At 68.3% G+C, this 13807-nt stretch carries 11 protein-coding genes; 4 read left to right on the top strand and 7 right to left on the bottom strand.

Annotated features, from left to right (window positions below; genetic code table 11):
- Nucleotides 1-122 precede the first annotated feature (122 nt).
- Nucleotides 123-764, top strand: a complete 642-nt coding sequence (locus ACQZ13_RS21415) for an FMN-binding negative transcriptional regulator (RefSeq protein ID WP_431047955.1) — start codon at nucleotides 123-125, stop codon at nucleotides 762-764.
- A gap of 137 nt (nucleotides 765-901) precedes the next feature.
- Here the strand turns inward: ACQZ13_RS21415 and ACQZ13_RS21410 are convergent, their stop codons facing one another.
- Nucleotides 902-2584, bottom strand: coding sequence for a 4Fe-4S dicluster domain-containing protein (locus ACQZ13_RS21410; protein ID WP_431053326.1), 1683 nt, complete (start codon nucleotides 2582-2584; stop codon nucleotides 902-904).
- Between the two features lie 267 nt (nucleotides 2585-2851).
- On the opposite strand from ACQZ13_RS21410, the gene ACQZ13_RS21405 reads away from it, so the two are divergent.
- The 3 genes from ACQZ13_RS21405 to ACQZ13_RS21395 all read left to right on the top strand — a co-directional run bounded on the left by ACQZ13_RS21405 (nucleotide 2852) and on the right by ACQZ13_RS21395 (nucleotide 4822).
- Nucleotides 2852-3253, top strand: a complete 402-nt coding sequence (locus tag ACQZ13_RS21405; RefSeq protein ID WP_431047953.1) for an OsmC family protein — start codon at nucleotides 2852-2854, stop codon at nucleotides 3251-3253.
- Nucleotides 3254-3372: 119 nt separating this feature from the next.
- On the top strand, nucleotides 3373-4155 hold the full coding sequence (locus ACQZ13_RS21400) for an SDR family oxidoreductase (RefSeq protein ID WP_088405239.1): 783 nt from the start codon (nucleotides 3373-3375) through the stop codon (nucleotides 4153-4155).
- A gap of 16 nt (nucleotides 4156-4171) precedes the next feature.
- Nucleotides 4172-4822, top strand: coding sequence for a YceH family protein (locus ACQZ13_RS21395; RefSeq protein WP_431047950.1), 651 nt, complete (start codon nucleotides 4172-4174; stop codon nucleotides 4820-4822).
- 214 nt (nucleotides 4823-5036) lie between these two features.
- On the opposite strand, the gene ACQZ13_RS21390 is transcribed toward ACQZ13_RS21395, so the two are convergent.
- The 6 genes from ACQZ13_RS21390 to ACQZ13_RS21365 all read right to left on the bottom strand — a co-directional run bounded on the left by ACQZ13_RS21390 (nucleotide 5037) and on the right by ACQZ13_RS21365 (nucleotide 13674).
- Nucleotides 5037-5861, bottom strand: coding sequence for an enoyl-CoA hydratase/isomerase family protein (locus ACQZ13_RS21390; RefSeq protein ID WP_431047948.1), 825 nt, complete (start codon nucleotides 5859-5861; stop codon nucleotides 5037-5039).
- Complete coding sequence (locus ACQZ13_RS21385; protein WP_431047946.1) at nucleotides 5858-7123, bottom strand: CaiB/BaiF CoA transferase family protein; 1266 nt, start codon at nucleotides 7121-7123, stop codon at nucleotides 5858-5860. The genes ACQZ13_RS21390 and ACQZ13_RS21385 overlap by 4 nt, the downstream gene beginning before the upstream one ends.
- Nucleotides 7124-7134: 11 nt before the next feature.
- Entirely contained in the window at nucleotides 7135-8124 is a 990-nt protein-coding gene (locus ACQZ13_RS21380; RefSeq protein ID WP_431047944.1) for a Bug family tripartite tricarboxylate transporter substrate binding protein, read from the bottom strand.
- 68 nt (nucleotides 8125-8192) lie between these two features.
- Nucleotides 8193-9128, bottom strand: coding sequence for a LysR family transcriptional regulator (locus tag ACQZ13_RS21375; protein ID WP_431047942.1), 936 nt, complete (start codon nucleotides 9126-9128; stop codon nucleotides 8193-8195).
- Nucleotides 9125-10540 (bottom strand): M20/M25/M40 family metallo-hydrolase, encoded by a 1416-nt coding sequence (locus ACQZ13_RS21370; RefSeq protein WP_431047940.1) that lies wholly within the window; start codon nucleotides 10538-10540, stop codon nucleotides 9125-9127. The genes ACQZ13_RS21375 and ACQZ13_RS21370 overlap by 4 nt, the downstream gene beginning before the upstream one ends.
- A gap of 80 nt (nucleotides 10541-10620) precedes the next feature.
- The gene (locus tag ACQZ13_RS21365; protein WP_431047938.1) at nucleotides 10621-13674 is read right to left on the bottom strand and encodes an FAD-binding and (Fe-S)-binding domain-containing protein; all 3054 of its coding nucleotides are present in this window, start codon (nucleotides 13672-13674) and stop codon (nucleotides 10621-10623) included.
- Between the last annotated feature and the right edge of the window lie 133 nt (nucleotides 13675-13807).

The raw sequence follows: 13807 nt of genomic DNA, 5'->3' as shown, positions 1-13807 counted from the left end.
ACCCCCGCAGCGCAAGTTGCGGGGGTTTTTGCATTTCCGGGTCAGGAGATGCATTCCAGACTGCTGCAGTGGGTCAGGAAAACTTTCAGCGGCCTCTCGGCGATGTGTCCTAAAGTCATCGCATGTACACGCCCAAGCATTTCGATCTGCCGGACCTGTCGCATGCCCGGCTGATGATCCAGGAGCATCCGCTGGCCACGCTGATGCTGATCGATCCGACGCATGGCCTGTCGGCGACGCCGGTGCCGATGATCTGGGGTGCGCCGACCGATGCGGCGGACGGCTCGGGCTGGTGGCTCGAAGGCCACCTGGCGCGCGCGAACCCGCATGTGGCCGCGTTGAAGTCGGAGGAACTGGGCGAGGTGCTCGTGCAGTTCAACGGTCCGGGCGCCTACATCTCGCCGAGCCACTACGACACGCCGTTGTCGGTGCCGACGTGGAACTACCTGACCCTGCAGGTGCATGGCCGCGTGCAGATCATCGACGAGGAACACGCGAAGGACGCGCTGCTCAAGCGCCTGATCGCGACGCAGGAACCCGACTACGCTGCGACGTGGCGTGGTTTGCCGGAAGACTTCCAACGCAAGATGCTGGGCGCGATCGTCGGCTTCCGCGTGCCGGTCGAGCGCTGGACCATGAAGGCCAAGATTAGCCAGAACCGCAGCCCCGCGGAGCGTGAACGCATCCTGGCGCATCAGGAGCATCACGGCTCGCTGGAGGAGCAGATCCTCGCGAGATGGGTGCGCGAACTCGCGCCGCGCTGAGCGGCCGACCTCGCCAGGGGGCAGGTCTTGCCGCTCCCTGACACGACGTCGACCAGAACGTCGACCACAAGCAAGAAGGCCCGCTGCAAGCGGGCCTTTTCTTTGTGGGGCGAGGGCGGCGTTGCAGCCGCCGCTGATCACATGCTCACGTAGTTCGGACCGCCGCCGCCTTCCGGCGTGACCCAGACGATGTTCTGCGTCGGGTCCTTGATGTCGCAGGTCTTGCAGTGCACGCAGTTCTGCGCGTTGATCTGCAGCCGCTGCGATCCCGCATCGCCGACGAACTCGTAGACGCCGGCCGGGCAGTAGCGGGCCTCGGGACCCGCGTACTTCGCCAGGTTGACCTGCACCGGCACGCCGTCGTTCTTCAGCGTCAGGTGGGCCGGCTGGTTCTCTTCATGGTTCGTGTTGGACACGAACACCGACGAGAGCCGGTCGAAGGTCAGCTTGCCGTCGGGCTTCGGATATTCGATCTTGGGCATCTCCGACGCGGGACGCAGGAAGACGTGATCGGGCTTGTCGCGGTGCAGCGTCCACGGCGGCGTCTTGAGGCCGAGCTTGGGCAGCAGCCACTGCTCGATGCCCGTCATCAGCGAGCCGACGATCGTGCCCTTCTTGAACCAGGCCTTGAAGTTGCGCGATTGATCCAGCTCCTCGCGCAGCCAGCTCTTCTCGAAGGCCGCCGGGTAGGCGCTCAGCTCGTCGTGCGAGCGGCCCGCGGCCAGCGCCTCGGCGATCGCGTCGGCGCACATCATCCCGGACTTGATCGCGGCATGGCTGCCCTTGATGCGCGCGGCGTTCAGGTAGCCGGCGTCGTCGCCGACCAGCGCGCCGCCCGGGAAGACCTGCTTGGGCAGGCTCAGCAGCCCGCCGGCGGTGATCGCGCGCGCGCCGTAGCCCAGGCGCTTGCCGCCCTCGATGTGCTTGCGGATCGAGGGATGCGTCTTCCAGCGCTGCATTTCCTCGAACGGCGACATCCACGGGTTCTGATAGTCGAGGCCGACCACGAAGCCCAGCGTCACCTTGTTGCCTTCCAGGTGGTACAGGAAGCCGCCGCCGTAGGTCGCGTTGTCCAGCGGCCAGCCGGCGGTGTGCACCACCAGGCCGGGCTTGGCCTTGTCGGCCGGCACTTCCCACAGCTCCTTGATGCCGATGCCGTAGGTCTGCGGATCCTTGCCGGCGTCGAGCTGGAACTTCGCGATCAGCTGCTTGCCCAGGTGGCCGCGCGCGCCTTCCGCGAAGATCGTGTACTTGCCGTGCAGCTCCATGCCGAGCTGGAAGCCCTCATGCGGCTCGCCGTCCTTGCCCACGCCCACGTTACCCGTGGCGACGCCCTTCACGCGGCCTTGCTCGTCGTAGACGATCTCGGCGGCGGCGAAGCCGGCGAAGATCTCCACGCCCAGCGCCTCGGCCTGCTGCGCCAGCCACTTCGTGACGTTGCCCAGCGAGATCACGTAGTTGCCGTGGTTGTGGAAGCAGCGCGGGATCAGCGCCTGCGGCGTGTCGGTCTGGCCGGACTCGCTCAGGAACAGCACCTGGTCCGCGGTCACGGCCTGGCTCAGCGGCGCGCCGAGTTCCTTCCAGTTCGGGAACAGCTCCGTGATCGCGCGCGGATCCATGACCGCGCCGGACAGGATGTGCGCGCCGGCCTCCGAGCCCTTCTCGAGCACCACCACCGAGATCTCCTGGCCCTTCTCCGCGGCGATCTGCTTGAGGCGGATCGCGGTCGACAGGCCGGCGGGACCGCCGCCGACGACGACCACGTCGTAGTCCATGCTGTCGCGCGGACCGTACTGGGCGATGAGTTCTTCGGAGGTCATGGTCATCCTTGCTCGTTCTAGTCGGAGTCCTGGCCGTGCACCGGCGAGGCGGCGGGGCCGGCTCGCTGTCTGGCTGGGGCGGTTTGCGGCGCATTCTAGCCGCGTGATCGGAAAAAAGAACGGTCGTGCTATTTATGAAATAGAGAGGGGTGTCGATAGCGCGAGCTTCATCCGGGACGACCCGAATGGGGCTCCTTCGCCAGGGGCACGCGCCGTACCATGGCCGCGAAGCGATTCATCATTCAAGCCTTAGAACCGAGGACCCTCATGAGCATTCACGTTCAACGCGACAAGACCGGGCCGATGCGCCAGACGGTGAGCATCCGCCAGCACGTGCTGACGGCCGACCAGCCGGTCGACGGCGGCGGCGAGGACGCCGGCCCCGACGCGCACGAGCTCTACGACGCCGCGCTGGCGTCGTGCAAGGCGCTGACGGTGCTCTGGTACGCGCGCCGCAAGGGCATGGCGCTGGAGGACGTGCTGGTGGACGTCGAGAGCGACCGCTCGCAGGAGCGCCAGGGGCTCTATAAGCTGAAGGCGTCGCTGACCTTCGTGGGCACGCTGAGCGACGAGGAACGCCAGCAGCTGCTGGCGGTGGCGGACAAGTGTCCGGTGCACAAGCTGATGACGCAGGTGAAGATGGAGATCGAGACGGTGATGGCCGGGTGATGGCCGGGTGATGGGCGGCTGACGCCGGCTGACGTCGGCGTCATCGCGGGGCGGGTCTTGCGTGCTATCGTGACCGGCACCTGTCCGGTCACACGAGAAGTTTTGCGAGAGACCTTGCCATGAGCTACAGCATCGATCTGGAGGGCCGCGTGGCCCTCGTCACGGGCGCGTCCAGCGGATTGGGCGCGCAGTTCGCCAGGACATTGGCGAAGTCGGGCGCCTGCGTGGTGCTGGCGGCCAGACGCGTGGACCGCCTGAAGGACCTGCGTGCGGAGATCGAGGCCGGCGGCGGCGACGCGCACGTGGTGCAGATGGACGTCACCGACCTCGAGAGCATCGCCGCGGCGGTGGCGCGGGCGGAGACGGAAGTCGGCACGCTGGACATCCTGATCAACAACTCCGGCGTCAGCACGACGCAGCGTCTGGTGGACGTGTCGCCGGAGGATTTCGACTACGTGATGGACACGAACGTGCGCGGCGCGTTCTTCGTCGCGCAGGAAGTGGGCAAGCGCATGCTGGCGCGGGCGCGCGGCGCGGCGCCGGGCACGTACACGGGCGGCCGCATCGTCAACATCGCGTCGATGGCGGGGTTGCGGGTGCTGTCGCAGATCGGCGTCTATGCGATGAGCAAGGCGGCGGTCATCCACATGACCAAGGCGATGGCGCTGGAGTGGGGCAAGTTCGACATCAACGTCAACGCGATCTGCCCCGGCTACATCGACACGGAGATCAACCACCACCACTGGCAGACCGATCAGGGACGCAAGTTGGTGGAGCTGCTGCCGCGCAAGCGCGTGGGCACGCCGCAGGACCTGGACACGACCTTGCTGATGCTGTGCGCGAAGGAAAGCCGCTTCATCAACGGCGCGATCATCCAGGCGGACGACGGATTCGGAGTTTGAGGAAAAAAGCGAGCCGATGGCTGTGAGAGAACTGAGCGCGCTGGAAGCGCGCGTGCTGGCGGTGCTGGTGGAGAAGGAGTCCACGGTGCCGGACAGCTACCCGATGTCGCTGAACAGCCTGACCCTGGGCGTGAACCAGAAGACCGCGCGCGATCCGGTGATGAACGCGAGCGAGTCGGATGTGGCCGCGGTGCTGGACGAGCTGAAGGCGATGAGCCTGGTCAACAGCGTGAGCGGCAGCCGCGTGGCGCGCTTCGAGCACAACATGAAGCGGGTGCTGGGGGTGCCGGGGCAGGCGGAAGCGCTGCTGGCGGTGCTGATGCTGCGCGGGCCGCAGACGTCGGCGGAGTTGCGGCTGAACTGCGAGCGGCTGCACCGCTTCGCGGATGTGTCGTCGGTGGAGGGATTCCTCGAAGAGCTTGCGGCGCGCGAGCCCGCGCTGGCGGTGAAGCTGGCGAAGGCGCCCGGCGCGCGCGAGGCGCGATGGGCGCATCTGCTGAGCGGTGAGCCGGCCGTGCCCGTGTACGTGGCATCGGCGTCGTCGTCGAGCGCCAACTCGTCATCGAACAGCGCGCGCGACGAAGAGATCGCCGCGCTGCGCGCCGAACTCGATCAACTGAAGGCGGTGGTGGCGAAGATCCAGGCGGAGCTCGGCATTTCCGACTGACTGCTCAGGCTGCTGGCCCTCACCCCCGCCCTCTCCCGCAAGCGGGAGAGGGAGTGAGAATGCACCGAGCTGACCTCCCGATGGCGCCACCTTTCTTACTCCCTCTCCCGCTTGCGGGAGAGGGCAGGGGTGAGGGCCAGCGGCCGTGGAAGTGCTTCATCCTTCTTGCCCCCTCTCCCGCACCGCGGGAGAGGGCAGGGGTGAGGGTCGGGGTCTAAGCACCCCGCCACACCGGCTTCCTGCGCTCCGTGAACGCCGCAACACCTTCCCGGAAGTCCTCGCTGCCGTAGCACTGGCGGATCAGGTCGTCGACGTCGGGCAGGTTGCTCGACGTGAGGCGGCGCAGGATTTCCTTGCTGACCGCTTGCGTCACCGGTGCGAGCGGGCTCAGCTTGTCGCAGAGCGCGTCCCGCGTCGCGTCCAGTTCCTCGGCGGCGCAGACCGCATGCAGATAGCCGCACGCGAGCGCTTCATCCGCGAGCATCGATTCGGCGAGCAGCAGCATGCGCCGCACGCGCTGTGTTCCCCACGCGGCCTGCAGCCGCGCGATGTTGGCCGCCGACAAGGTATTCCCCAGCGTGCGCGCGATGGGCACCGCGAACTTCGCATCCGTCGTCGCAATGCGGAAGTCGCAGGCCGTGGCGATCGCGAGCCCGCCGCCGACCGCCCAGCCTTCGATCACTGCGACGGTGGGCATCGGCAGCTGCTCGACGAGCTCGATGCCGCTGTCGATGCGCTGCTCATAGGCGACGCCATCCTCGCCGCCGAGCTCGCCGTCGCGGAAGGCGAGGAACTGCGCGATATCGGTGCCCGCGACGAACGCCTGACCGCCCGCGCCGCGGAACACCACCACGCGGATCTCCCGATCGCGCGCGAGCGCTTCGCAATGCGCGGCGAGCTGGCCGTACATCTCCCACGTCATCGCATTGCGCGCCTCGGGCCGATCGAAGGTGATCGTCGCGATCGCGCCCTCGCGGCTCAGACGCGTGGTGCCTTGGCTCGCGCTCTCGCCAGGCGTGTTGTTCGAGCCTTCGCTCATGCGCTCGCCTTCGCGCGCTTCTCCCCGAACGCGCCGGCCTCCGCCAGCGCGCGCAGCTCCGCCGCGCCGATGCCGTACTCCGCCATCACCTCGTCGATGTGCTGCCCGAGCAGCGGCGGCGGATGCCGCACTTCCTGCGGCGTGCCCAGCAGCTTCACCGCGAAGCCGATGTTGGGCACGCTGCCTTCGATCGGATGCTCGATCTCGATGCGCATCTGGCGATGCCGTCCATGCTCGCTGTTGAACGCCTGCGGATACGTCAGGATCGGTCCTGCCGGAATGCCTGCGGCCAGCATGCGTTCGATCCAATGCTCCGTGGTGTCCTCACCGAAGCTGCGCTCCAGCGACTCGATCAGCGCCTCGCGATTCGCGAGCCGCAACGCGACGGAGGCGAAGCGCTCTTCCGCCAGCAGGTCGGGCCGTTCCAGCAGCGTGCAGAGCTTCTGCCACAGCTTCTGGTTGGTCGCGCCCATCACGAAGTAGCCGTCCGACGCCTTCACCGCCTGGTACGGCGCGCTCATGCGGTTGGAGGTCCCCAGCGGCGTCGGCTCGCGGCCGGTTCCCCAGTACTCGCTGGTGTCCCAGATCGAGAAGGCCAACGCCGAGTCGAACAACGACGCATCCACGTACTGCCCGCGCCCGGTGGCCTTCGCGCCGATGTAGGCGGACAGCGCGCCGTAGACCGCGAACAGCGCGCAGCCGATGTCGGCCACCGGCACGCCGGCCTTCACCGGCGGGCCGTCGGCATAACCGGTCACGCTCATCACGCCCGACATCGCCTGCGCCATCAGGTCGAAGCCCGGCCGCTCCGACCACGGTCCCGACTGGCCGAAGCCCGAGATGCTCACGTACACCAGCGCGGGGTTGATGGCGCTGAGCGTCTCGTAGTCCATCCCCAGCCGCTTCATCGCGCCGGGGCGGTAGTTCTCCAGCACGATGTCGGCGTCCTTGACCATGCGGCGCAGCACCTCCTTGCCGGCCTCGGACTTCAGGTCCAGCGTCACGCTGCGCTTGTTGCGGTTCATGTTCAGGAAGCCCATGCTGTCGGGCCCCTTCATCTTGAAACCCATCGCGCCGCGGGTCTGATCGCCTTCGGGCGGCTCGATCTTCACGACGTCGGCGCCGAGGTCGGCCAGCAGCATGCAGGCATACGGGCCGGCCATCACCTGGGTGATGTCGAGGACGCGGACGCCCTTGAGCGGCAACGGCCGGGTGGATTCAGTCGTTCCAGTCGATGCGGTCGATTCAGTGGATGCGGTCATCGGTACTTCCTTCAGGCTTCGACACGGACGTTCGCGTCCTTCACGACCTTCGCCCACTTCGTGCATTCGGCCTGGATGTAGGCGCCGAACTTCTCGCTGCTGCCGCCGGCGTCTTCCGCGCCGAATTCATCGAGCTTCGCGGCGATCTCGGGCAGGGCGAGGATCTTGTTCACGTCCTGGTTCATGCGCTGGACCATCTCGGCGGGCATCCCCTTCGGACCGACCAGCCCGTACCACGACGCGGCGTCCAGACCGGGGCAGCCGGACTCCGCCAGCGTCGGCACGTTGGGATAGCTCTTCGCGCGCTTGACCCGCGTCTGCGCGATCGCGGTGACCTTGCCCTGCTTGATGAAGGGCGTGGCCGCGGTCATCGTGTCGAAGGCGAAATCGATCTGCCCGCCCATCAGGTCGACCAGCAACGCGGACGAGCCCTTGTACGGCACGTGCGTGGCCTTGACCTTGGTGGCGAGCATGAACATCTCCAGCGCCAGATGCTGCGCCGAGCCGATGCCCGAGGAGCCGAAGGACACCTGTCCGGGCTTGCTGCGGCAGAGCTCGACGATCTCCGGCACGGTGCGCACCTTCTGCGTGTCCACGCAGGTGAGCACGTTGGGCGTGACGCCGACCATGACGATGGGCGAGAAGTCGCGGCGCGGGTCGTACTTGACGTTGGGCATCAGCGCCGGCGCGATCGCATTGCTGTTGACGTGGGCCATCAGCAGGGTGGTGCCGTCGGCGGGCTGCTTGGCGACGTAGTCGGCGGCGATGACGCCGGTGGCGCCGGGCTTGTTCTCGACCAGCACCTGCGTGCCCCACATGACGCTGAGCTTTTGCGCGAGCACGCGCGCCAGCACGTCGGTGCCGCCGCCGGCGGCGAAGCCGACGATGATCCGCACCGGCGTGGTGGGCAGCGGGGCCGCGCGCAGCAGGCCGGGCGTGAGCGTGAGCGCGGGCAGCGCGAGGGCGCCTAGGCCGGCACTGGTGAAGGTTCTGCGGCGCATCGTTGTCTCCGTCGTTGTCGTTGGTCTGTGGGGGCGACTATTGAGCAACGAGGGGGCGCCGGCCATCGCTAATTCGGCGGATCAGGTTTCGCGAAATTCGTACGCGCGAAGACTTCGGCGACGCTGACGGCCGCCGGCGACAGGCTGGCCGCGGGCCGGCAGCACAGGACGAACTGGCGCTGCGCCCAGGGCTCAGTGATCTCCACGCGCAGGAAGCGCGTGCCGCCCGCGACGGCCTTGGCGACCGCCTTGGGCATCACGCCGACGCCGAGTCCCTGCGCGATCAGCGCCGCGATGCTGTCGAAGCCGCCGACCCGCATGCGCATGCGCAGCAGGCGTCCCGACTCGTTGGCGAGCTTCTCCAGCAGGGCGGAGATGGCGGAGCCCTCGCCGAGCCCGATGACGTCGCAGGCGAGGATGTTGTCGAGCGTCGCCGGCGCGTGGGAGAACAGCGCATGACCGCGCGGCGCGACCAGCACGAGTTCATCGCCGCGATACGGCATCGTCGGCAGGTCGACGGCGCCGAGCGAGGCCTCGAAGATGCCGATGTCGGCGGTGCCGCGCGTGAGCGCCTGCTGGACGTTGAGGCTGTTCATCTCCTGCAGGTCGATGCTCACGCCGGGGCAGGCGGCGGCGCAGCGCTCGATGTCGGCGGGGACGAACTGCAGCACGGCCGACTTCGGCGCGGCCAGCCGGACGACGCCCTGAGCGCCGCCGACGAAGGACGCGGCGTCGTCCTGCATGCGCAGCACGGTGTGGATGATGTTGCGGGCGTGGGCCAGCATGGCGCGGCCCGCGTCGGTCAGCGCCATGCCGTGCGGACGGCGCAGGAAGAGCGGCAGGCCGAACTGCGCCTCCAGCTCAGCGATGCGCCGCGACGCCGCGGCCGGCGCGATGTGCAGGCGCTCCGCCGCGCGCGTCACGCTGCCGAGCTCGGCGGTGGCGATGAACAGGTGCACCGTCGTGAGATCGAAATGCGGACGGGCGGGGAGCTTCAGCGTCATGACGACAGTTTCTTCCCCAGCCGGTACATGAATTCCTGGAAGTCGTTCAGCGATTTCACGCGGATGTGTTCGTTGAGCCCGTGCACGCCGCTCGGCTCCGGGCCTGAGAAAGTGCCGACGCCGTAGGTCCAGATGCCGGCGTTGTTGAGGAAGCGGCCGTCGGTGGTTGCGACCAGCATGGTGGGGATCACCGGCACGCCGGGCCAGAACTCCGCGGCGGTGCTTTCGACTGCCTGGATCACCAGCGGCGACATCGGCGGCTGCGGCGAGGCCAGCGCCTCGTTGGTGGCGCGAACGGTGATGCGCTCGTCGGCCATCACCTTCACGAGCGTCTTCTGCACTTCCTCGGCCGACTGGCCCGGCAGGATGCGGCAGTTCACCGTCGCGCGGGCGCGTTGCGGCAGCGCGTTCGTCGCGTGGCCGGCGTCGACCATCGTCGCCACGCAGGTCGTGCGCACGCTCGAGTTGTAGACCGGCGACTTGGCCCACAAGCGCTCCAGCGCCGCGGTGTCGGTGGGCTTCGCCAGCAGCCCGCGCAGGTCCGCGGCGATGTCCTTGTTGGCATCGAGCTTGGCGACGCGTTCGAAGTAGGCGCGGGTCGTGTCGTTGAACTGGATGGGGAAGTCGAACTTCGCCAGTCGCGTCAGACCTTCGGCGAGCCGGTAGATCGCGTTGTCCCGCACGGGCACGGCGCTGTGGCCGCCGGGGTTCGTCGCTTCGAGCTCGTAGCCGACGAACACCTTCTCGCCGATCTGCAGGCTGTAGGAGACCGGCCGCTCGTCTTTGTCAAGCGTTCCGCCGCCGCCCTCGTTGAGCGCGAGCTCCGCATCGATCAGCGGGCGGTGGTGTTTGAGCAGGTAATCCAGGCCGTCCCACTTCGACGGGATGATCTCCTCGTCGCAGGTGAGCGCCATGATGATGTCGCGCTTCGGGACGAGCTTCTCCTCCTTGTAGCGCAGCATGTTGCTCACATGCGTGGCGACCTGCGACTTGTCGTCGGAGGTGCCGCGACCGTAGTAGACGCCGTTCTCCTCGATGAGCTTGAACGGGTCCCGGGTCCAGTCCTCGCGTTTGGCCTCGACGACGTCGAGATGCGCGACCAGCAGCAGCGGTCGCTTCTCGCCGCTTCCCTTGAGGCGCAGGACGAGGTTGCCCTTCGTCGGCGCGTCCGGCGGGACGATCACCTGCATGTCGCCATCCGCGTAGCCGGCCTGCTTGAGGCGCCTGGCCATCGCCTCGGCGGCGACGGTGCAACTGCCCGAGGAGTTCGTCGTGTTGGTCTCGACGAGCTCCTTGAAGATCTCGTGGAAGCGGCGCAGCTCGCGCGGCGGCGTGGCGTCGGCGGCGAGCGCCGACGAGTGCGGGATCAGGATCGAAAGCGCGACGGCGAGCGTCGACCAGGTGCGGGTCATGGCGGCCTCCCTGTGTGCGTGGGCCGGCGCTGGCCGAGCGCGGCGTCGGGGGATGCTCCTACGAATGCCGGGGAGGGGTGCTAGCGGCAAACCCTGATCAGCAACGAATCCAGCAGCCGCGCCACATGCAGCGCCTCGCGCTGCGCGCCGTCGTGGATCTGATGCCGGCAGCTCGTGCCGTCGGCGACGACGATCGCGTCGGGGTGCTTGCGCACCGCCGGCAGCAGCGTGGCCTCGGCCATCTGCATGGACACCTCGTAGTGGCCGGCCTCGTAGCCGAAGCTGCCCGCCATCCCGCAGCAGGAACTCTCGATCAGCTCGGGCTGCGCTTCGGGGATCAGCCGGAGCACCTGCAGGATGGGCGCGACCGCGCCGAAGGCCTTCTGATGGCAGTGGCCGTGCAGCAGGATGGGCCGTCCCGCCGGCCTCAGGTCCAGCGCGAAGTGGCCGGCGTCCATCTCCCGGGCGATGAACTCCTCGAACAGCAGGGCGACGCCCGCCACCGTTCGCGCCGGCTCGCCCAGGCCCATCACCAGGGTCTCGTCGCGCAAGGTCAGCAGACACGACGGCTCGAGGCCCACCACCGGGATGCCCGCCTGCGCGAAGGGCAGCAGCGCCTCGATCAGAGCGCCGGCCTTGGCCTTGGCCTGCGCCACCATGCCCGTCGCGAGGAAGGTGCGCCCGCAGCAGTGATGACCGTCGTCCTTGGTCACGGCATGCAGCGCGTAGCCCGCGGCCTTCAGCACGCGCACGGCCGCCAGGGCGTTCTCGGTCTCGAAGCTGCCGTTGAAGGTGTCGACGAAGAGGACCGCCGCCTTGCCGCCCGCAGCCGCGTGTCGCAGCAGCTCCTCCCCGGTTGAGAACGGCAGGTCCGCCCGCCAGAAGGTGTCCGACCGCCACTTCGGCAGCGTCCGCCTGGCCGACAGGCCCAACCATCGCTCGCTCATCCGCGCGGCCCCGGGCCAGCGATCGCGCAGGTTGGCCAGCCACGGCAGCCGGCTGGCCAGGCGCGCGTAGTCCGGCAGGTGCGCGACGAGTCGGTCCCGGAGGCTGTGGCCGTTGCGCGCCTTGTAGTGCGAGAGGAACTCGATCTTCATCCGGGCCATGTCCACGCCGGTCGGGCAGTCGCGCTTGCATCCCTTGCAACCGACGCACAGGTCCATGGTCTCGCGCATCGCCTCGCCGGTGAAGGCATCGGGCCCCAGCTGTCCGGAAACCGCCAGGCGCAGCGTGTTGGCCCGTCCGCGCGTGAGGTGCTGCTCGTCGCGGGTGACCCGGTAGCTCGGGCACATGGTGCCGGCGTCGAACTTGCGGCAGTGGCCGTTGTTGTTGCACATCTCGACGGCCTTCGCGAAGCCGCCCGTGACGTCGCCGCCGGTGCCCGGCGCGGTGGTCACCTCCGTCACGGGATCGGCCTGCACGTCCCACGCGGACCAGTCCAGCGCGGGCGTGATGGGGATGCGCCGGTAGGGGCGGGGCGATTCCGGCGGCGCGAAGCGGAACAGCGCGCCGTCGTCCATCCGCGGCGGGTCGATGATCTTGCCCGGGTTGAACAGGTCGCCCGGATCGAAGGCCTGCTTGATCGCGCGGAAGGCGGTGTTGATCGCGGGACCGAACTGCCATTCGATCCACTCGCCGCGGCAGATGCCGTCGCCGTGCTCGCCGCTGAAGGCGCCCTTGTAGCGGCGCACGAGCGCGCCGGCCTCTTCGGCGATCGCGCGCATCTTCTGCGCGCCGTCGACCCGCATGTCGAGGATGGGCCGCACGTGCAGCGTGCCCACCGACGCATGCGCGTACCAGGTGCCGCGACTGCCATGCCGGGCGAAGACCTCGGTCAGGCCGTCGGTGTACTCGGCCAGGTGTTCCAGCGGGACGGCGCAGTCCTCGATGAAGCTGACCGGTTTGCCGTCGCCCTTGAGGCTCATCATGATGTTGAGCCCCGCCTTGCGCACCTCCCACAGGTTCTTCTGCGGTCCGTCCTCCGCCATGCGGACCACCGCGCCCGGCAGTCCGAGGTCGCCGATCAGCTCGTCGAGCGCCTTCAGCTTCGGCAGCAGCGCGCCCTTGTCCGCGCCCGAGAACTCGACCAGCAGGATCGCGGCGGGCCGGCCGATGAGCGCCGTCTCAATCGTCGGCCGGAAGGCCGGGTTCTGGAGGCTCAGCTCGATCATCGTGCGGTCGACGAGTTCGACCGCCGTCGGCCCCAGCTTGACGATGTGCTGGGCCGCGTCCATCGCCGCGTGGAAGGTCGGGAAGTTGACGACGCCCAGCACCTTGGCGCGCGGCAGTTCGCTCAGCTTCAGCGTGAGGGAACGGGTGTAGGCCAGCGTGCCCTCCGAGCCGATCAGCAGGTGGGCGAGGTTGACGCTGCCGTCGTCGGTGTAGGGGCGCTCGTTCTGGTTTCGGAAGATGTCCAGGTTGTAGCCGGCCACGCGACGAAGCACCTTGGGCCAGCGTTCGTCGATCTCGGCGGCGTGGGTCGCGGCCAGGTCCCGCACGAACCCGGCGAGCCGGACCGCCCGGCCCGTGGCCTGCGCGACCGGACCGAAGTCCACCAGTTCGCCGTCGGCCATCCAGGCGCTCGCGCCGAGCACGTTGTGCACCATGTTCCCGTACGCGATGGAGCGCGACCCGCAGGAGTTGTTGCCCGCCATGCCGCCCAGCGTCGCCTGGGCGCTGGTCGAGACGTCCACGGGATACCAGAGGCCGTGCGGCTTCAGGGCGGCGTTCAGGTGATCGAGCACGATGCCCGGCTCGACGACCGCGGTGCGCGCCGCCACGTCGACATGGAGCAGCCCGCGAAAGTGCTTGGTGTTGTCGATGACCAGCGCGGCGCCCGTGGTCTGGCCGCATTGGCTCGTGCCGCCGCCGCGCGGCAGCACCGGCACGCCGAGCTCGCCCGCGATCTGGATCGCCGCGACGATGTCCTCGGCCGTGCGCGGCACCAGGATCCCGACCGGCGTGATCTGGTAGATCGACGCGTCCGTGGCGTAGCGCCCGCGGGATGCGGCATCGAACAGCACCTCGCCCTGCGTCCCGGCGCGCAGCCGCCGGCCCAGGGCCTCCGAGATCTCGTTGGACACAGGGGCCGAGCCCTTCGGAGGGGCCAGGTGCCGGGGTGGTTCGATCCGCATGGAGTAGTCCGGAAGTGGCGTCTTGAATGCATTTTGAATGCAATATTGGCGCACTATACGAAGCATGCTGTCCTGCTATGTGCGGGTAAACGCGCTCTGGTGGTTTTGTTTTGCATGCAAAACTTGATTCAGA

The sequence above is a fragment of the Roseateles sp. L2-2 genome, from assembly GCF_050613215.1.
Classification (GTDB): Bacteria; Pseudomonadota; Gammaproteobacteria; order Burkholderiales; family Burkholderiaceae_C; genus Roseateles; species Roseateles noduli.
This window is presented reverse-complemented; position numbering and strand designations above follow the sequence as displayed.